At 42.0% G+C, this 18,763-nt stretch carries 21 protein-coding genes and 1 riboswitch; of the genes, 17 read left to right on the forward strand and 4 right to left on the reverse strand.

What is annotated here, in order from left to right; translation table 11 throughout:
- Positions 1-5: 5 nt before the first annotated feature.
- Genes ABMY35_RS06450 through ABMY35_RS06465 form a run of 4 tightly spaced genes read right to left on the reverse strand, consistent with a single transcriptional unit; the run spans position 6 to position 3,752 of the window.
- On the reverse strand, positions 6-1,403 hold the full coding sequence (locus ABMY35_RS06450; RefSeq protein ID WP_349285494.1) for an MFS transporter: 1,398 nt from the start codon (positions 1,401-1,403) through the stop codon (positions 6-8).
- A 14-nt stretch (positions 1,404-1,417) separates the two neighbouring features.
- Entirely contained in the window at positions 1,418-2,047 is a 630-nt protein-coding gene (locus ABMY35_RS06455; protein ID WP_349285495.1) for a peptidylprolyl isomerase, read from the reverse strand.
- Between the two features lie 2 nt (positions 2,048-2,049).
- Complete coding sequence (locus ABMY35_RS06460) at positions 2,050-2,601, reverse strand: YajG family lipoprotein (protein ID WP_349285496.1); 552 nt, start codon at positions 2,599-2,601, stop codon at positions 2,050-2,052.
- 2 nt (positions 2,602-2,603) lie between these two features.
- Entirely contained in the window at positions 2,604-3,752 is a 1,149-nt protein-coding gene (locus ABMY35_RS06465) for a methyltransferase (RefSeq protein ID WP_349285497.1), read from the reverse strand.
- Between the two features lie 40 nt (positions 3,753-3,792).
- Here ABMY35_RS06465 and ABMY35_RS06470 point away from each other — a divergent pair, with 40 nt between their 5' ends.
- The 17 genes from ABMY35_RS06470 (at position 3,793) to cobU (ending at position 18,762) form a co-directional block, all read left to right on the forward strand.
- Entirely contained in the window at positions 3,793-4,380 is a 588-nt protein-coding gene (locus ABMY35_RS06470; protein WP_349285498.1) for an alpha-ketoglutarate-dependent dioxygenase AlkB, read from the forward strand.
- 49 nt (positions 4,381-4,429) lie between these two features.
- Positions 4,430-4,744, forward strand: a complete 315-nt coding sequence (locus tag ABMY35_RS06475; RefSeq protein ID WP_130254693.1) for a BolA family protein — start codon at positions 4,430-4,432, stop codon at positions 4,742-4,744.
- Positions 4,745-4,871: 127 nt separating this feature from the next.
- Positions 4,872-6,062, forward strand: a complete 1,191-nt coding sequence (gene fabV, locus ABMY35_RS06480; RefSeq protein ID WP_349285499.1) for an enoyl-ACP reductase FabV — start codon at positions 4,872-4,874, stop codon at positions 6,060-6,062.
- A gap of 390 nt (positions 6,063-6,452) precedes the next feature.
- Positions 6,453-7,796, forward strand: coding sequence for a Na(+)-translocating NADH-quinone reductase subunit A (locus ABMY35_RS06485; RefSeq protein ID WP_349285500.1), 1,344 nt, complete (start codon positions 6,453-6,455; stop codon positions 7,794-7,796).
- A gap of 4 nt (positions 7,797-7,800) precedes the next feature.
- Positions 7,801-9,000, forward strand: a complete 1,200-nt coding sequence (locus tag ABMY35_RS06490; RefSeq protein WP_138629530.1) for an NADH:ubiquinone reductase (Na(+)-transporting) subunit B — start codon at positions 7,801-7,803, stop codon at positions 8,998-9,000.
- Positions 8,993-9,739: a Na(+)-translocating NADH-quinone reductase subunit C gene (locus ABMY35_RS06495; protein ID WP_349285501.1), complete on the forward strand. Its 747-nt coding sequence runs from the start codon at positions 8,993-8,995 to the stop codon at positions 9,737-9,739. Before ABMY35_RS06490 ends, ABMY35_RS06495 begins: the two co-directional genes overlap by 8 nt.
- Positions 9,739-10,371, forward strand: a complete 633-nt coding sequence (locus ABMY35_RS06500; protein ID WP_349285502.1) for an NADH:ubiquinone reductase (Na(+)-transporting) subunit D — start codon at positions 9,739-9,741, stop codon at positions 10,369-10,371. Before ABMY35_RS06495 ends, ABMY35_RS06500 begins: the two co-directional genes overlap by 1 nt.
- A gap of 10 nt (positions 10,372-10,381) precedes the next feature.
- The gene (gene nqrE / locus ABMY35_RS06505) at positions 10,382-10,990 is read left to right on the forward strand and encodes an NADH:ubiquinone reductase (Na(+)-transporting) subunit E (protein ID WP_349285503.1); all 609 of its coding nucleotides are present in this window, start codon (positions 10,382-10,384) and stop codon (positions 10,988-10,990) included.
- Between the two features lie 17 nt (positions 10,991-11,007).
- A complete protein-coding gene (gene nqrF / locus ABMY35_RS06510; protein ID WP_130254698.1) occupies positions 11,008-12,234 on the forward strand; it encodes an NADH:ubiquinone reductase (Na(+)-transporting) subunit F in 1,227 nt (408 codons plus the stop codon).
- 92 nt (positions 12,235-12,326) lie between these two features.
- Positions 12,327-13,343, forward strand: a complete 1,017-nt coding sequence (locus ABMY35_RS06515; protein WP_349285504.1) for an FAD:protein FMN transferase — start codon at positions 12,327-12,329, stop codon at positions 13,341-13,343.
- 122 nt (positions 13,344-13,465) lie between these two features.
- On the forward strand, positions 13,466-13,678 hold the full coding sequence (nqrM, locus tag ABMY35_RS06520; protein ID WP_058030883.1) for a (Na+)-NQR maturation NqrM: 213 nt from the start codon (positions 13,466-13,468) through the stop codon (positions 13,676-13,678).
- A 67-nt stretch (positions 13,679-13,745) separates the two neighbouring features.
- A complete protein-coding gene (locus ABMY35_RS06525) occupies positions 13,746-14,348 on the forward strand; it encodes a histidine phosphatase family protein (protein ID WP_349285505.1) in 603 nt (200 codons plus the stop codon).
- A riboswitch (cobalamin riboswitch) is annotated at positions 14,338-14,482 on the forward strand. Its footprint overlaps the gene before it by 11 nt.
- An 85-nt stretch (positions 14,483-14,567) precedes the next feature.
- Entirely contained in the window at positions 14,568-15,383 is an 816-nt protein-coding gene (locus ABMY35_RS06530) for an ABC transporter ATP-binding protein (RefSeq protein ID WP_349285506.1), read from the forward strand.
- Positions 15,380-16,369: an iron ABC transporter permease gene (locus ABMY35_RS06535; protein ID WP_349285507.1), complete on the forward strand. Its 990-nt coding sequence runs from the start codon at positions 15,380-15,382 to the stop codon at positions 16,367-16,369. The genes ABMY35_RS06530 and ABMY35_RS06535 overlap by 4 nt, the downstream gene beginning before the upstream one ends.
- 3 nt (positions 16,370-16,372) lie before the next feature.
- Entirely contained in the window at positions 16,373-17,434 is a 1,062-nt protein-coding gene (gene cobT, locus ABMY35_RS06540) for a nicotinate-nucleotide--dimethylbenzimidazole phosphoribosyltransferase (protein ID WP_349285508.1), read from the forward strand.
- A gap of 1 nt (position 17,435) precedes the next feature.
- Positions 17,436-18,209, forward strand: a complete 774-nt coding sequence (locus ABMY35_RS06545) for an adenosylcobinamide-GDP ribazoletransferase (RefSeq protein ID WP_349285509.1) — start codon at positions 17,436-17,438, stop codon at positions 18,207-18,209.
- Between the two features lie 19 nt (positions 18,210-18,228).
- Positions 18,229-18,762 (forward strand): bifunctional adenosylcobinamide kinase/adenosylcobinamide-phosphate guanylyltransferase, encoded by a 534-nt coding sequence (cobU, locus tag ABMY35_RS06550; RefSeq protein ID WP_349285510.1) that lies wholly within the window; start codon positions 18,229-18,231, stop codon positions 18,760-18,762.
- Position 18,763 lies beyond the last annotated feature (1 nt).

Here is an 18,763-nt window from a genome sequence, read left to right on the forward strand (position 1 = left end):
TAGTGTTACGCACCTTTAGTTGCAGTTGAGTTTTTATGAAACTGCTTTTCTATGGCATATAGCTTATGTCTAATCATGTAAAGAAACAGTAAAGAAGGGATTACCATCATTGCGGTAACTGCAAAAAATAACGCCCAATTCCCATCTAACCAGTCATCGATTACCACACCACTATAAGCTGATAATAAAGTACGGCTTAAGCTACTTAAAGAAGCCAATAATGCATAATGAGTCGCACTAAAGGCGCGATCGCACAGCATTGAGATAAATGCCACCATAGCAACTAAAGACCAAGCTTGGGTGAAGCCGTCTACAACGATAGCCAGTGCATATAAATGTTCTTTTGGGCCTGCTATAGCAATCCAAGAAAACATTAAATTAGAAGCAGCCATGGCGATACCGCTGACAAATAACCCTTTTACTATGCCGTATTTGTGATTGAAAATACTGCCTAAGAAAGCAAATACGATGGTAATGAGCCCGGTACCTAGTTTTGAATACTGACCAATTTGTGTATTGGTAAAACCGATTTCTTTATAGAAAACAATAGACATGCGAGCTAAGAAAGCTTCGCCAACTTTAAATAAGAAAATAAAGGCGAGTAAGGCAAATGCTGTTTTTACGCCATTTTTAGTGAAGAAACTTTTGAAAGGTTCAACTAATGTTACTGCTAACCAAGCTAACAGGCGTTGCCATATGGAGTTTCCGTTTACGAATAACTTATTTTGATACTCTTTTTCTAATTGAGCGTGAGTGAGCTCACGATGTGATTTAGGCTCTTTTGCAAACAGGGTAACTAGCATAAACAATAATACAATGCCAGCGAGTACAAAATAAACTTGTGACCAATCAAAACTGGGTAAGTCAGCAAGAAAGAAAGGCAAAGCACCTAAAAGCGCATAACCTGACCACCAACCTGAGGTTGCCATTGCTGCGGCCGCAGTGGCTTTTTCACTTTCAGTTGTATCTAAAGAGTCAATGCGAAAAGCATCAATGGCAATATCATGAGTTGCGCTGGCAAGGGCAATTAAAAAGCACAACAAAGCAGCGAGGAACAGTTGATCCTTGAGGGTTACAAAGCCAAGACTCAGTGTCGCGAAGAAAGTAACTATCTGACCAAGTAAAATCCAGCTGCGTCGCTGACCTAATAGGTTGCCCAACAGAGGGAGTTTTAAACGGTCGAGTAAAGGGGACCAGAGAAAGTTGATGGTATAGGCGCTGAATACCACACCAAATAAACCAATCATACTGCGGCTTAAGCCTTCATCTTTGAGCCAAGCAGACATCACAGAACCAATAAGCACCCATGGAAAGCCGCTGCTTAGGCCAAATAAAAAGATGGTGAGAAGGCGTTTGTCTTTGTAGTAGCCTAAGTACTCACTTAGGCTAGAGTTGATTTGCATGACTGTCCCGTCAATTAAAGAGCTTCAGCTTTTAGGATCTCTACTTGATAGATCATCACAGGCTTTTTAGGCACGAAATCGTAGCCAATTTTTTCATTAAATCCAGTTTCGACTTGTGTGATTTTATCCAGTGTTTCATAGCCTTCCATAACATTACCAAACACAGCGAACCCCCAGCCTCTGCCAGGGTTTAAATGATCGTTGTCTTTCATGTTGAAGAAAAACTGACGAGTGGCGGTGTGAGGCTCATTATCTTGATACGCCATGGCAATGGTATACATGTCATTCTTTAAACCATTGCCACTTTCGTTGAAAATAGGTTTACGTTGGAACAAGCCATCATAATCTTTGTCATAGCCACCGCCTTGGATCACAAAAAATTCGTCGATCTCTGAGTATTGATCTTTTTCTATACGATGAAAGACAGAGTTTTTGTAATCACCATTGACTACATAAGTCAGGAAATTATTTACAGTAAGCGGTGAGCGTGACCTGTCTAGTTCGACAATAATGTCCCCTTCACTGGTGATTATTTTTACTCGTGGGAACAGGTTGTTCTTTTGAACAAATCTGCCTTCTTTATTACTAGCAAAGGCATGACTACTCATACAGATAATGAATAAGGTGATAAGTAACTTTTTCATGATTATCCTTTGAAGAAGTTAATTAAAGCAGGATCTGAGACTATACGGGTAATCACTTGCTCACTCAACTCATTAAGTTGGCCTTCAACTTTAGCTTGCTCATGCTTTAGTGGACCTGTCATTTGAGCTTGACCTGAATAAGTTTTTTCGAATGTGCGCTTACCTTGTGTTGCTAACACCTTAATTTTAGCAACGGCATTACTTTCATGTTGTGTATAAGATTCTGTTACTTTTGAATGAAAAGAATCAATGTGCAACGTCAAGGTGTTATTACCCATTGAAGTGAGCTGTGCACCATTAGTTTTAAGGGCTTGCTCAAACGCCATTTTTACCCGTTTGCTTAGCTCAGCATCTGGTAGGTACTCAGCAGGCTCTTGATCGACCACCTTGATTGTGAATTTACTGATCCTATGGTCTTCGACCGCTAAGGTTACTGGTACATTAAAGTCGGCTACTTTGCCTGCTTTATAAACCGGGTTTAAGATCACAGATTTTGGTTGGCTGGCACAACCTGCCAGCAACATGCCACACAATACAAGTGCAATTTTTTTCATTTTTAGCCTCTCTTTGTGGTACTTAGCACAGTAAATTTTTTATTGTTACCGATGACTTTACAGTTTCCGAATAAGCGGAGCAATTTTTCTTGATAATCTAAATGGCGGTTACCAATAATTCTTAATTCACCGCCTGATCTGAGCGTTTGCTTCGCCTGCACAAACATCTGCCACGCAATATGATCTGTGATTGCTTGTGCTTGGTGAAATGGCGGGTTACACAAAACCAAGTCTGCACTGTTAGGTGCAAAATCAGTTAAACAATCATCTTGAACAAACTCACAGTCTTGCACACGCTCAGGCAAGTTATTCTCGATATTTGCTTTGGCACTAGCGACAGCCATGGCGGACTCATCAACAAAAGTGACTTTAGCATTTGGCATTTTTGCCAATGTTTGTAAGCCGATAACACCATTTCCACAGCCTAAATCAATCACCCTTAACGGTTTCTTACCCTGAGGTAAATAATTGCTAAAAAAACGCGCGCCAATATCAAGAGAATCACGAGAAAATACATTGGCATGGTTTAGGATAGTGAAATCAGATTTCTCTAAATGCCAACTCACCGGAAACTTACAAGTCTGCTTTTTGTGTTTAGTTTGGCTAAAAATTAGACGTGATTTCTTAACAGCTAAACTAGTCGAAGGCTCAGCAATAAAATGGCTGAAGCTTTTTAATGTAGAGGTGTGTATTTCTTTCGCTTTACCGGCAGCAATCACCGGCACATCATGTTCAAACTGACTGAGCAAGCTAAGTTGATATTGTAAAAAACCTGCATTTTTTGGGATTTTGATAAGAATAAGATCAACGTCGCTAGGTAAATCTGAGAGACTATCGAGTAATACAGTTTGACGAATTTCTAACTTGTTTTCTTCAAGATTATAAAGGCATGCTTGCTGACTGACATAAGAGTCATTAAAACTGGTCACTTTGCGAGAGTTTTGCGTATCTAAAGCATGTAATGCACAGCTTAAGGCGCCAAAGCCATCGTTTAATACCAAAATATGTTGCGCGTTGACATATTCGTTTTGAATATGTTCGATTAAATACTCATCGGCTGAATCCCACGCTTGTAGGCTTCTGTTTTTTTGATCGAGGGGAAATCGATGTAAAGTTAGCGAGTGGCCGCCCAATACAGCTTCAGTCGTCATAGTTTTTTATAAGTAGTCATTTTATGAGGTGAATAATAGCATGACATCAAAACTCACTAAACCTGAGTTACCCGAGGGGTTTGCTTATTTTCCAAATTTGATCTCATTTCAAAAAGGGCTCGACTTATATAAACACCTCACTGTGGAGTTAAACTGGCAACAACCCAGTATTCAGGTTTTCGGTAAGTTTCATCCTATTCCTCGTTTGCAGAGCTTTGTGGCTGATGAAGGGGTACATTATGCCTATTCAAATCATACATTAGCTAATCAATGCTGGACGAAACCATTGGCTGCGATGCGCAGTAAACTTCAGAACCACTATAATCAGACCTTTAATGCTCTGCTATTAAATTGGTATCGAGATGGTCATGACACTATGGGGTGGCATAGTGATGATGAGGTTGAGTTAGGCGCTGAGCCTTTAATCATTTCAATTTCTTTAGGCGCTGCGCGTAAATTTAAGATCAAACATAAAACGACAGGTCAGCAATGGGAGTTAATGCTGGAGCACGGCAGTTGTTTAGTGATGTCGGGTAACAGTCAGCAACTTTTTCAACACTCATTGCCGAAACAAAGCAAAGTAAAAGGCGGGCGTATCAACCTGACATTTAGAAGTATTGTTAAATAATCCTATCTCGGTATAGTAGCCACAATTGAAAAATGCAGAGTTTATATTCATGTCAATGCAATCTCAGATCGAAGAAAAAATCGCTGCGGCAATCGCTTGCAAGCATTTAAATGTCATAAATGAAAGCCACATGCACAGCCGTGGCGAAGAGTCTCATTTTAAAGTAATTGTGGTCAGTGAAGAGTTTGCGGGTAAACGATTATTACCGCGTCATCGCCAAATTAACGACATTCTAAAAGTTGAATTAGCAGAACACATTCATGCACTGTCTATTCATGCCTATACGCCTGAAGAGTATTCAGAGCAGCATGGACAAATTCCTGAATCACCAAAATGTTTAGGTGGCTCGAAATTTGATAAATAGTCAAAATTAGGGTTAAGCGAGACTTTTATCATCGAATTAAGCCTAATTTTATAGCTGATCAGACCTGTATTTTTAAGATCAGCCTTTAAACTACGCTCCGTAAATTTAAATAAAGATAGGAATCATCATGGTCATTAAGCCGAAAATTCGTGGTTTTATTTGTACCAATGCACACCCCGCTGGTTGTGCCGCTCACGTTCAAGAGCAAATCGATTATGTAAAAGCACAAGGGCAATTAGAAAACGGTCCTAAAAACGTACTTGTAATTGGTGCATCAACGGGTTACGGCCTAGCTTCTCGTATTACAGCAGCGTTTGGCTCTGGTGCTAAAACTCTGGGTATTTTCTTCGAAAAAGAAGGTACTGAGAAAAAGCCAGCTTCAGCAGGTTGGTATAACACGGCAGCTTTTCAAAATGCAGCAGAAGCGGCGGGTCTTTGGTCTAAGAATATCAACGGCGATGCGTTCTCTGATGAGCTTAAAGCTAAAACAGTTGAAACGATTAAAGCTGAAATGGGTAAAGTAGATTTAGTAATCTATAGCCTAGCGTCTCCGCGTCGTACTGATCCTAAAACGGGTGAAACGCATTCATCGGTACTTAAACCTATCGGTCAAGACATCACAACGAAGAACTTAAATACGTCTAAGCGTATAATCGATTCTGTAAGCGTAGAAGCTGCGAATGAAGACGAAATCGCTAACACAGTAAAAGTGATGGGTGGTGAAGATTGGGAGCTTTGGATCAATGCATTAAAAGATGCAGGCGTGTTAGCTGAGGGTTTCAAAACAAGCGCTTACACTTATATCGGTAAAGAGCTAACTTGGCCAATCTACGGTCACGCTACCATTGGTAAAGCAAAAGAAGATTTAGACCGAGCTACTATAGCTATCCGTGAAGCGACAGCTACTCTAAAAGGTGAAGCGTATGTTTCTTCACTTAACGCTGTTGTGACACAAGCAAGCTCAGCTATTCCTATCATGCCGCTATATATTTCAGCTTTATTCAAAGTGACTAAGGCAGATGGTACTTATGAAGGTACAATTGAACAGATCCACGGACTATTCAACGAAAACCTGTACGGTGCAACCCCCCGTTTTGACGATGGTGGTCACCTATTCCAAAACTACAAAGAGCTAGAAGAGGACGTACAAGCGCGTATTCAGCACATTTGGGATACAGTTGATACAGACACCATTGATGAGTTAACAGACTATGTTGGCTACCACAATGAATTCTTGAAGCTATTTGGTTTCGGCGTTGACGGTGTTAACTACGAGCAAGACGTAGACACAGTAGTTGAGATTAACAACTTAGTTTAAACATCTAAACTACCTTAATAACTGGGCTGGCTCTGCCGGCCTTTTTTGCTTTTGCATAGTTCATTTTGCTAACTTCTTAAGCTTCCTTTTTGCTCATCTAAAATGATTCATTGCGTATTTCAGCAACTGGACTTTGGTCTAAATTGAACTAAATTCATTCTATTCTCTCCTCGAAAAGACCTTGTAAATCTGGATTAATTTCATAATTCCACTCGCATAGTGGGGGTTATTAATGTTAAAATCTCACATATATGTGAGGACTCGTCCACAAGGTTTTAGTTATGGATTGTTTTGTCGCTTGGCTTTGCCGAATACAGAATGGTCACTTTCTTGATCTTGGGGCAAAAAAAGATTTTTCAATTTCTTTCCGTTAATGTAATGCAAGTGCGTATGATCAACATAAAAAAAGGTCTGGACTTACCAATAGAGGGCGCACCTCAGCAAGTAATTCATGATGGCGTAGCTGTCAAACGAGTTGCCGTGCTAGGTGAAGAATTTATCGGTATGCGTCCAACCATGCATGTTCGCGTGGATGACCAAGTCAAAAAAGGCCAAGTTCTTTTTGAAGACAAAAAGAACCCAGGCGTCAAGTTCACTGCACCAGCTTCTGGTGTAGTTAAAGAAATTAACCGTGGTGCTAAGCGTGTTCTTCAATCTATCGTGATTGAAGTGCAAGGCAACGAGCAGGTTACTTTTGAAAAGGTGGCGGCTGCTGATTTAAGCAACCTAGACCGTGATAAAGTAAAAGAAGTGCTTGTTGAATCTGGTCAATGGCCAGCGCTACGTGCTCGTCCATTCAGCCGAGTGGCAGCACTAGATGCAACTGCAAGTTCAATCTTTGTGACTGCAATCGACACAAACCCATTAGCTGCAGATCCTGCTGTGATCATTGCTGAAAACGTTGAAGCGTTTGAAGCGGGTCTTGCTGTAGTATCTCGTTTAACTGATGGTAAAGTGTTCGTATGTAAGCAAGCAGGTAGCAATGTACCAAGTTCTTCACTTTCTCAAGTTGAAGTTCATGAGTTCGGTGGTAAACACCCTGCAGGTTTAGTAGGTACTCACATCCATCACCTAGATCCAGTATCTGAAAACAAGCAGGTATGGCATTTAGGTTACCAAGATGTGATTGCATTCGGTAAGTTATTCCTTACTGGTGAAATCTACTCTGACCGTGTGGTTGCTTTAGCGGGTCCTCGCGTTAAGAATCCTCGCTTAGTTAAAACACAAGTTGGCGCTTCTCTAACTGATTTAGTTGCAGGCGAGCTTGAAGACGGTGATAACCGAGTCATTTCTGGCTCTGTGTTAGCTGGTAAAACAGCAACCGGCCCTCACGCTTTCCTAGGTCGCTACCATACTCAAGTATCAGTATTACTTGAAGGTCGCGAGAAAGAACTATTTGGTTGGATTGCACCAGGTAGCAACAAATTCTCTGTAACACGTACATTTATCTCACACTTAGCACCGAGCCGTTTGTTCAATATGACAACGTCTACAGGTGGTTCTAAGCGTGCAATGGTACCAATCGGTAACTATGAGCGTGTTATGCCACTCGACATTCTACCTACACCACTACTTCGTGACTTAATTGCACGTGATTTAGATAGTGCGATTGCGTTAGGTGCATTAGAGCTAGATGAAGAAGATTTAGCACTGTGTACTTTCGTATGTCCAGGTAAGTATGAGTACGGCGCAATCTTACGTGATTGCCTGACTACTATCGAGAAGGAAGGTTAATCCCATGGCCTTAAAGAAATTTCTAGAAGATATCGAGCCGCATTTTGAACCTGGCGGTAAACATGAAAAGTGGTATGCCCTGTATGAAGCAGTCGCAACCGTTTTCTATACTCCAGGTTATGTAAACAAAGGTGGCACGCACGTTCGTGACAACATCGACCTAAAACGTATTATGATTTTAGTGTGGATGGCGACATTCCCTGCAATGTTCTTTGGTATGTTCAACATCGGTCACCAAGCTGCACTAGCAATTGGTAATGGTTTTGAAATTGCTAATACTTGGCAGGCTGCTATTTTCCAAGCATTAGGTGGTGAACTAACAGCACAATCAGGTATTGGTGCTAAGTTCTTCTACGGTGCATGTTTCTTCCTGCCAGTCTATGCGACGGTATTTATCGTTGGTGGTTTCTGGGAAGTCTTATTTGCTTCTATCCGTAAGCACGAAGTTAACGAGGGTTTCTTTGTAACATCTGTATTATTTTCACTGATCCTTCCTTCTACAATTCCATTATGGCAAGCCGCGTTAGGTATTACTTTTGGTGTTGTAGTTGCAAAAGAAGTATTCGGTGGTACAGGTCGTAACTTCCTTAACCCAGCATTAGCAGGCCGTGCGTTCTTATTCTTCGCATACCCAGCTGATATCTCAGGTGATACGGTTTGGACTGCAGTTGATTCATTCACAGGTGCAACAAACCTAGGCCTAGCGGCGCAAGGTGCACTTGATTACAACAACATGGCACTTTGGTGGGATGCTTTCTATGGCTTCGTACAAGGTTCTATGGGTGAGGTTTCAACGCTAGCACTGATGATTGGTGGTTTGTTCCTAATTTATGTTCGTATTGCGTCATGGCGTATCGTGCTAGGTGTATTCCTAGGTATGGTCGTAATGTCTCTACTTCTTAACATGATTGGTTCTGAAACTAACCCTGCATTTGCTATGCCTTGGCACTGGCACTTAGTACTAGGTGGTTTTGCATTCGGTATGTTCTTTATGGCGACTGACCCAGTTTCTGCGTCTTTCACAAATAAAGGTAAATTCGCATACGGTGCACTAATCGGTGTAATGGTTGTTCTGGTGCGTGTAGTTAACCCTGCATACCCAGAAGGTATGATGTTAGCAATTCTATTCGCTAACCTATTTGCACCATTATTCGACCACTTCGTTGTACAGTCTAACGTTAAGAGGAGATTGGCACGTGTCTAGTAACAATGAAACTATTGGCAAAACGCTAGGCGTTGTTGTTGGCCTATGTTTAGTATGTGCAGTTGTTGTTTCTATGGCATCTGTTCAATTACGTCCACTACAACAAGCAAACAAAACTCAAGACGTGCAACGCAATATTCTTGCTGCAGCAGGTATTGAAAGTTCAGCAGATGTTTTCAAAACATTTAACGAAAACATCGAAGCACGCGTTGTTGATATGAAAACGGGTGAGTTTGTTGAGACAGATCCAAACTCTTTCGACTTCGAATCAACTAAGTTCGATGCAAAGCGCAGTGTGAAGCTTGAAAAAGCGCAAGACAAAGCCGGTGTTCAGCGTATGACGACTGAATCTCCAGTTTACTTCGCTAAAGATGCTAGCGGTCAAGTAGACACAATCATTCTACCAATCCAAGGTTACGGCCTTTGGGGTATTATGTATGGTTTCTTAGCACTAGATGCTGATACAAAGACTGTTAAAGCAATCAACTTCTACAAGCACAATGAAACTCCGGGTCTAGGTGGTGAAATCCAAAACCCTCGTTGGACAGCAACTTGGGAAGGCAAGAAACTACCAATTGATATCGTTAAGGGTACAGCTGGTAAGAATGAAAATCTAGTTGATGGTCTTTCTGGTGCGACATTAACATCAGTTGGTGTTGATAACACAGTTGACTTCTGGACGAGCGATAAAGCGTTCGGTCCTTTCCTTGCGAACGTACGTAAAGGAGCATTGAACTAATGGCTAATGCAAAAGAAATGAAAGAAGTCTTGTTTGGCCCTGTTTTTGCGAACAACCCTATTGCACTTCAAGTATTAGGTATCTGTTCTGCACTAGCAGTAACATCAAGCCTTAAAAACGCACTGATCATGTCAATTGCTTTGACATTGGTAACCGCGTTTTCAAGCTTATTTATCTCTATGATCCGTAACCACATTCCATCAAGCGTTCGTATCATTGTTCAGATGACAATCATCGCTTCATTGGTAATCGTGGTAGACCAAACGCTTCAAGCGTTTGTATATGCAACAGCGAAAGAGCTTTCGGTATTCGTTGGTCTAATCATTACTAACTGTATCGTAATGGGTCGCGCAGAAGCATACGCAATGAAGACACCACCACTGATGTCATTCCTTGATGGTATCGGTAACGGTTTAGGTTACTCAGTTGTACTTCTAACTGTTGCATTCATTCGTGAATTAGGTGGTTCAGGTACACTATTTGGTGTTGAAATCTTACCACTTATTTCTGAAGGTGGTTGGTATCAGCCTATGGGTCTACTAATCCTTCCGCCAAGCTCATTCTTCATCATTGGTTTCTTCATTTGGGTACTTCGTACTTATAAGAAAGACCAAGTAGAAGCGAAGGCATAAGGGGAGAGAGATGGAACATTATATTAATTTATTCGTTAAAGCGGTTTTCATTGAAAACTTAGCATTATCTTTCTTCTTTGGTATGTGTACTTTCCTAGCAGTATCTAAGAAAGTGACAACTTCAATGGGTTTAGGTGTTGCGGTTATTTTCGTACTAGGTGTTGCTGTTCCAGTTAACAACCTTGTATATCACGCAGTACTTGCACCTGGTGCACTAGAGTGGTTAGGCTTCCCTGAAGCTGACTTAAGCTTCCTTAAGTTCCTAACTTTCATCGGTGTAATCGCAGCACTTGTACAGATCCTTGAGATGACTCTAGACAAGTTTTTCCCTGCGCTATACAACGCACTAGGCATCTTCTTACCACTAATCACTGTAAACTGTGCGATTTTCGGTGCAGTAGCATTCATGGTTGAGCGTAACCTGAACTTCGGTGAGTCTGTGGTATTTGGTTTAGGCTCAGGTGTAGGTTGGGCACTAGCAATCGTATTACTTGCTGGTATCCGTGAGAAGATGAAGTATTCAGACGTACCAGATGGTCTTCGTGGTTTAGGTATTACCTTCATCACAGTAGGTCTAATGGGTCTTGGCTTCATGTCATTCTCTGGTATTTCACTTTAATTTAGCGAGGAAAAATCATGCTTGAGGTATATTTAGGCGTAGGGATGTTCATCGCTATCGTTGTAATGCTTGTATTGATCATCATTGCAGCGAAGTCGAAGCTTGTACCAAGCGGTGACATCACAATCAGCATTAACGGTGACCCTGAAAAGGCAGTTACTTCAGCACCAGGTGGTAAACTACTAGGTGCACTAGCAGACGCTGGTATCTTCATTTCATCTGCTTGTGGCGGTGGTGGTTCTTGTGGCCAATGTACTGTTCACGTTAAAGCGGGTGGTGGTGATATCCTGCCAACTGAGCTTGACCATATTTCAAAAGGTGAAGCGCGTGAAGGTTGTCGTCTAGCGTGTCAGGTTGCTGTTAAAACTGACATGGAAATCGAAGTAGAAGAAGAAATCTTCGGTGTTAAGAAGTGGGAATGTACAGTTATCTCTAACGATAACAAAGCGACATTCATCAAAGAGCTTAAGCTTGGTATCCCTGATGGTGAGGTTGTACCTTTCCGTGCAGGTGGTTATATCCAAATTGAAGCGCCAGCTCACCACGTTAAATACGCTGACTTCGATATTCCTGAAGAATATCGTGCAGATTGGGAGCGTTTTGGCTTCTTTAATCTTGAGTCTAAAGTTGACGACGAAACGATCCGTGCATACTCAATGGCTAACTACCCAGAAGAGTACGGCATCATCATGCTTAACGTACGTATCGCGACTCCGCCGCCAAATAACCTAAGCCTACCATGTGGTAAGATGTCATCGTTCATCTGGTCACTTAAAGAAGGTGATAAAGTAACTATTTCTGGTCCATTCGGTGAATTCTTCGCGAAAGAAACTGATGCAGAAATGGTATTCGTAGGTGGTGGTGCTGGTATGGCGCCAATGCGTTCACACATCTTCGATCAGCTTAAGCGTCTTAATTCAGACCGTAAGATGTCTTTCTGGTATGGTGCACGTTCTAAGCGTGAGATGTTCTACGTAGAAGATTTCGATGGCCTAGCGGCTGATAACGAAAACTTTGAATGGCACGTAGCTCTTTCAGATCCTCAACCAGAGGATAACTGGGAAGGTTACACGGGCTTCATCCATAATGTTCTTTTAGAAAACTACCTGAAAGACCACGAAGCGCCAGAAGATTGTGAGTTCTACATGTGTGGTCCTCCAATGATGAACGCGGCTGTAATCAACATGCTTAAAGATTTAGGCGTTGAAGACGAAAACATCTTACTAGATGACTTCGGTGGCTAAATCAGCGTTATCTCAGTGAACACTTCACTGAAATAAGATAGACTTAAACCCCAAGCAATAAGCTTGGGGTTTTTTTTGGGATAGAGAAAAGTATGAAGAAACTAGTAGGCATTTTTGTATTACTGACCACGGTTGTTTTGACAGGGTGTTTTGACGACAAACAAGAGATTGAACCTATTGTTATTCAGGGTAAAACAATGGGGACCACTTACACGGTCAAAGCTTTTCCAATTAATGAAAATTTAACTGCTGAGACATTAAAAACAGAAGTTGATAACACTTTAATTGCGGTGAATCAGTCTATGTCACCTTGGGTGAAAAACTCAGAGATTAATCAGTTCAATACGTTGGCAGCAAATACTTTTATGCCTATCAGTGATGACTTTAAGTCAGTTGTGAAAGAGTCAGTTCGTTTAGGCGTTTCAACAACAACACTAGATGTCACCATGGGCCCTCTCATAGATTTATGGGGTTTTGGCCCAGATAAACGCCCAACAAAAACACCTTCACAGTCTCAACTGGATGAAATGAAGGCTCGCATTGGTGTTGATAAGTTGGTGTTAACAGACGAAGGGTTAGCGAAAACTATTGACGGTTTAGAGTTATCTTTTTCAGCGACAGCTAAAGGTTTTGGTATTGATAAAGTTGCTGAGCTTTTAGAAGCCAAAGGGATGATAAATTACATGGTTGAAATTGGTGGTGAGCTTAGAATTGCCGGCACTAAAGCTCAGTCACAACCTTGGCGTATTGCGATTGAACAGCCAGATGCGCCAGCAGGGCAGAGGCAAGTGCATAAAGTTATTGAACCAGGCAATAACGGCATGGCGACTTCAGGTGATTACCGTATTTTCTACGAAATGGATGGTGAGACCTATACGCACTTGATTGATCCAGGCACAGGTAAACCAGTTAAGCACGATTTAGTATCAGTGACCGTCTTACACCCATCAGCAATGACTGCTGATGGCTTAGCAACAGCACTTACTGTCATGGGTACAGAGCGAGCAAAAGCTTACGCAGAAGAGCACAATTTAGCTGTATATTTAATTAGTAAAAGTAAGGAAGGGCTAGTGACCTATTCAAGCCCGGCTTTTGCGCCTTATTTGTAAATAAGGCAATTTTGATTAATTAGTCGAAATAGTACACTAAGCGCGTTATAATAACGGCTGTTTGAATGCCGTCATTTGGTTCAGATATACTGAGCCGTTAAACTGTTTTAAGGGGCCTGTGCATGTCACTATTTTTCCTAACTTTTGGGTTACTTATTTTAATTGTTGCAGCTATGGCTGTCGGTGTAATCGTGCAAAAGAAATCTATGGCAAGCAGCTGTGGCGGTTTAGGCGCGGTTGGTATTGAAAAGTCATGTGATTGCGATGATCCATGTGACCGTCGTAAAAAGCGTATGGCGAAAGAACAAGCTTGGAAAGAGAACCAGATTCTTTAAGATAAACTAAGCAAATCATCTTTAATTAAATGCGAGCTAAGGCTCGCATTTTTGATCTGAGGCTAAAATGACGAAGACATGGTATTTCCTAAGGCACGGTAAACCTGTTACTACTGGCATTCTCACTGGTTCTAAAACTGACGTTGCCGTGTCTGAATTAGGGTTAGCAGCAATGGAGTCTGCTTTACCAAAAACAGTTCAATTTGATGCCTGTATTTCTTCCCCAATGCAGCGTTGTCTGAGCTTTGCGAAAAAGCAATCTATGCAAGCAAGCTTACCACTGGCGATAGCAAAGCAACTTCAAGAAATGGATTTTGGGGATTGGGATGGTCGAACTTATGAATGGCTTTGGGAGAACACACAGAGCCCGAGTGTAGGTGAATTTTGGCAGGCACCTTGGCAACATACGCCGCTAAATGGAGAGTCCCTTTACGCGTTTAGGTCTCGTGTCAGACAATGGTGGGAGGCAGAACTATCCACCCGACATACAACACATAACCTAGTGGTGACCCATGCCGGTGTGATCAAACAAATTTTAGCTGAAGTCCTTAACTTACCATTAGATTCTCTGTCCTCTATCAATAGTTTAGAAGTTGGCTATGCTACATTGGTAAAGATAGAAGTTTACTTTGATGAAGCACATAAGGCGTGGCCTAAAGTTGTGTTTTAGCCATCTAGACTTCATAATACGGTTTTTCTGATTAATCTTGGGAATAAGCTGAAACTGCTTAACTGTCCCCGCAACTGTGAAGTGCATTTAAATGCACGAAGTCAGATACCAAGGTCAGAAAAATCCTCTTGAGCGGGCGTACTCAAGAGCACACAATTTTAACTGTAATTCGGTTAGGACTGTGCGTTCGTGTCTGCCCAAACGTTAGTAAGGGTACGAATGCAATCAGCTTGTCAGCACTCTGAATTTGCTCTGCAAGTTTCAAACTTAAATTTGGTGCTAGATAATCATCAAATATTACAAAACATCTCTTTCGATGTAACTGAAGGGCAGTTTATTGGTTTATTGGGTCCTAATGGGGCTGGTAAGTCATCGCTGCTTCGTTGCATTTACCGTTTTTTTATCTCTTCTAGTGGACAAATAACCCTTTTTAACAAAACGATTTCAAGCTTCTCGCATAACGAATATGCCCAGCAAGTTGCAGTGGTTCTGCAAGAAATGCCTGAGCATTTTAATCTATCGCTTTATGATGTGGTTGCAATGGGTGTAACACCTCATAAAAGTTTATTTTCACCGTTAAATAAAGCCGATCATGAACTAATTGCAAAGTCTATTGAACAGGTTGGTCTGGTACACAAAATCAACGAGGCATTTGCTCACCTTTCTGGTGGTGAAAAACAAAGGGCATTGATCGCGAAAGCCATGGCACAAAAGCCTAGGCTATTGATTATGGATGAGCCAACCAGTCACTTGGATGTGAAATACCAAATACAAATTATGGAGCTTGCCAAAGCAATGGGGATCACAGTGATCGCTTCTTTCCATGATTTAAATCTTGCGGCAGCTATGAGTGATAGCTTGCTGGTACTACAACAGGGTGAGTTATATAAAAGTGGAGCGCCAAGCGATGTGCTAGATGCGCAATTACTCAGTGATGTATTTGATGTCTGTGCTGAGGTCTCGCAAGTACCTTGCCCGTATAGAGACAAAGCCCATATTCCTCATATCCGCTACCACTTTGGATATCAACTATGAAGCCGCTTATTTCGCTGTTAATTTTGCTGATAAGCTGCTTTTTTAGTGCTTTAGTTGCCGTTAAGCATGGCGCGATTGATATTAATGCGAGTGATGTTTGGCAAACATTATTAGCTTATGATGCCAATGCCTTTGAGCAAAAAATTGTTATGGAACTACGTATTCCCAGAGTGATTTTGGCATTTGTTGCTGGCAGTGGCTTGGCATTGGCGGGCATTATTTTGCAAACAGTGACCCGTAACCCTTTGGCAGATCCTTACCTCTTTGGTATTTCATCAGGCGCATCATTTGGCGTCGTGTTACTCATCACATTTACAGGTATCACAGCTGGTTGGGCGATGTCAGGGGCGGCGTTTTTAGGTAGTGCGCTGGCAATGACCCTATTGTTGCTGATTGCCTATGGACAAAGGTCTAGACAGGTAGAAGCGATGTTACTCGCCGGTGTTGCCTTATCTTTCTTATTTAGCGCATTTACCAGCTTGCTGTTGTATTGGAGTGATCCACAAGCTGTGAGTGCCATTATGTTTTGGAACTTAGGCAGCTTTAGTCGCGCTGATTGGCAATGGTTGTGGTTGCCCTGTTCAATTGTATTACTATGTATGGCTTGTATGCTGTTGTTTAGGCGTGGTTTAAACGCACTATTACTGGGTGATGAAAGTGCTGCAACATTAGGTATTCAGGTGGCTAAATTACGTTTAGTCATGTTGCTATTGAGCTCATTGCTGACCGCGGTATTGGTTGCTATGTGTGGTGGCATTGGCTTTGTCGGGTTAATGATCCCGCATTTGGTACGTTTTTTCATTTCACAGGCAACTTCCATTGGTCTGCTGTGTACCGCTTTAAGTGGTGGCTTAATGATGATATGGGTAGATCTATTTGCCCGTACTATTCTTGATAATCAAGAGCTTCCCATTGGTGTTATCACTGCTGCAATAGGCAGTGTGTTCTTTTTAACTTTACTGACTCTCAAACAAAAAAGGCCTTAGCGTATGTTCTCAGTTAAAGCACTTGATACGCGTTCTCGCGAACTTATCGAAAAGAAAATAAACCTGAAAACCAAGCCTTTGGGTGCGTTAGGTGAGCTAGAAACATTGGCTAAACAGCTGGTGACTATTTTCTCTCAGGGTATAGAACCTGAGCAGCTTTCAGCATTTCGACCACAAATCAGCAAACCCACACTAACAGTGTTTGCAGGTGATCACGGTATTGCTGCAAAAGGTGTATCTATAGCACCTAGTGAAGTAACAGGCCAAATGGTAGCGAATTTCGCGTCAGGAGGCGCTGCAATTAATGTTTTCAGCAAACAATTAGGGTGGCAACTCGAGATAGTCGATTGCGGTATTCTAGGTGAACCCGACCAGACCTTAGGTGTTACGTCACAACGTTTGGGGTCAGTTACGCGTTCATTTGATGAGTGTGAAGCGCTAACCCAAGCTCAAGAAGCGCAAGGTTTTGAGTTTGCTAAGAAGCTTGTTCATAAACAATATCAGCAAGGCTGTAATACTTTTGCATTTGGTGAGATGGGCATTGGCAATACCAGTGCAGCATCGGCTATTTTTAGTGCGCTGAGTGGACTCTCTGCTGAATACACGGTTGGGCTTGGCACGGGGGTATCAAACGAAGTGGTAGATAAAAAAGTTGAGCTGATTAATAGCGCGCTTGACTTACACCGAGATAAACTGAATGACCCGCATGCAATCTTACGTTGTTTGGGTGGGTTTGAGATCTGTCAAATGGTCGGCGCCATGTTGGCTGTTGCTGAGTTACAGCAGGTTATTGTTGTTGATGGCTTTATTGCAACGGCAGCGGCATTACTGGCTATTCGTATTGAGCCAAATAGTCAAAGCTATATGGTATTTGCCCATTGCTCTTCTGAGCAAGCACACCTGCAAATGTTAAATTCAATTAATGCTAAGCCTCTTTTAGAGCTTGGTCTTAGATTGGGTGAAGGGACTGGGGCTGCATTGAGCTTACCCTTGCTACAAAGTGCTCTGGCGTTTTACAACGACATGAATAGCTTTGATGACGCGAATGTCACGAAAGTTGTTTGATATGAATAAACAACACTTTTTATTAGCAGTGAGCTTTTTAACTCGCGTGCCTGTACATTTTAAACAAGAGATTGAAGACAATGCACTCAGTGAAGCCAGTGGTTATTTTGCCTTAGTTGGTTTGTTGTTGGGTTTTGCCTTGGCTGTTATCTTTGGTGTTGCGTCTTTGATTTTACCGCCAAGCGTTTGTGTGCTCCTCACCCTCGCTCTGGGTATTTTAATTACTGGCGCATTTCATGAAGATGGTTTTGCCGACGTCTGGGATGGTTTTGGTGGCGGTTGGACTGTCTCGCAAAAGCTGTCGATTATGAAAGACAGCCGGCTAGGTACATATGGTGCCAGTGCACTTATTTTATTACTGTTATTAAAGTTTCAACTACTGAGCCTACTTAGCGATGGCTTTACACAAGTGCTTTGTGCACTGGTATTAGGTCATACTCTGAGCCGTGCAATGGCGACGAGTATCATTGGTAAGCTTGCATATGTGCAAGAAGATGCGCAATCAAAAGTAAAGCCAGTCGCCATGTCGCTCTCTTCTCATGCAAAAGATTTCCTCGCATTAACCTCACTGTGCGTGCTATTTGTGCTGTGGCTTTTTACACCGTTGTCTTTAATGAGTGTGATTATTTTAGTTGCTGTTTTATTTTTAACTCGCCAGCTGTGTATAAGCTGGTTTAAGCAACAGCTAGGTGGGTATACAGGAGATTGCTTAGGCGCCGCGCAACAATACTGTGAAATCATGATTTATTTAACTTTAGTGGCGATCTGGGTGTAGCGGATGCGAGATATTAGCTATGACTCAAAATAATATTCATCTCATTCTAGGTGGCGCGCGCTCTGGCAAAAGCAGTTTCGCTGAACAAACGGCGTTGGATTTATATACTTCAGGCACGGTGAGTAAACTCGTATACATCGCCACGGCAGAAATTAAAGATGCCGAGATGGCTGAGCGCGTATTACATCATCGGGCAACGCGAGATAAGCGCTGGCAAGTGATTGAAGAGTCATGGCACCTAGCCGACACATTACAAAAATTTGGTGGCGACACTTGCGTATTAATCGACTGTTTAACCTTATGGTTAACGCATGGGCTATGTGAAAAGTCAGAGCCTGAACTGCAAGTGCAAAAGCAGCGTTTGCTCGAGGCATTACAGCATACACGAGCATCTGTTTTACTTATAAGCAATGAAGTAGGTCATGGCATAGTGCCACTCGGCGAGTTAAGCCGCGTGTTTGTCGACCAGTCTGGCTGGTTAAATCAAGATATCGCCAAAGTTGCGCAGCGTGTTGACTTTATTATGGCTGGTTGCCCGTTAAGGATTAAATAAG

The organism is Pseudoalteromonas sp. BZB3 (assembly GCF_040104455.1).
In the GTDB taxonomy this organism is placed as follows: Bacteria; Pseudomonadota; Gammaproteobacteria; order Enterobacterales; family Alteromonadaceae; genus Pseudoalteromonas.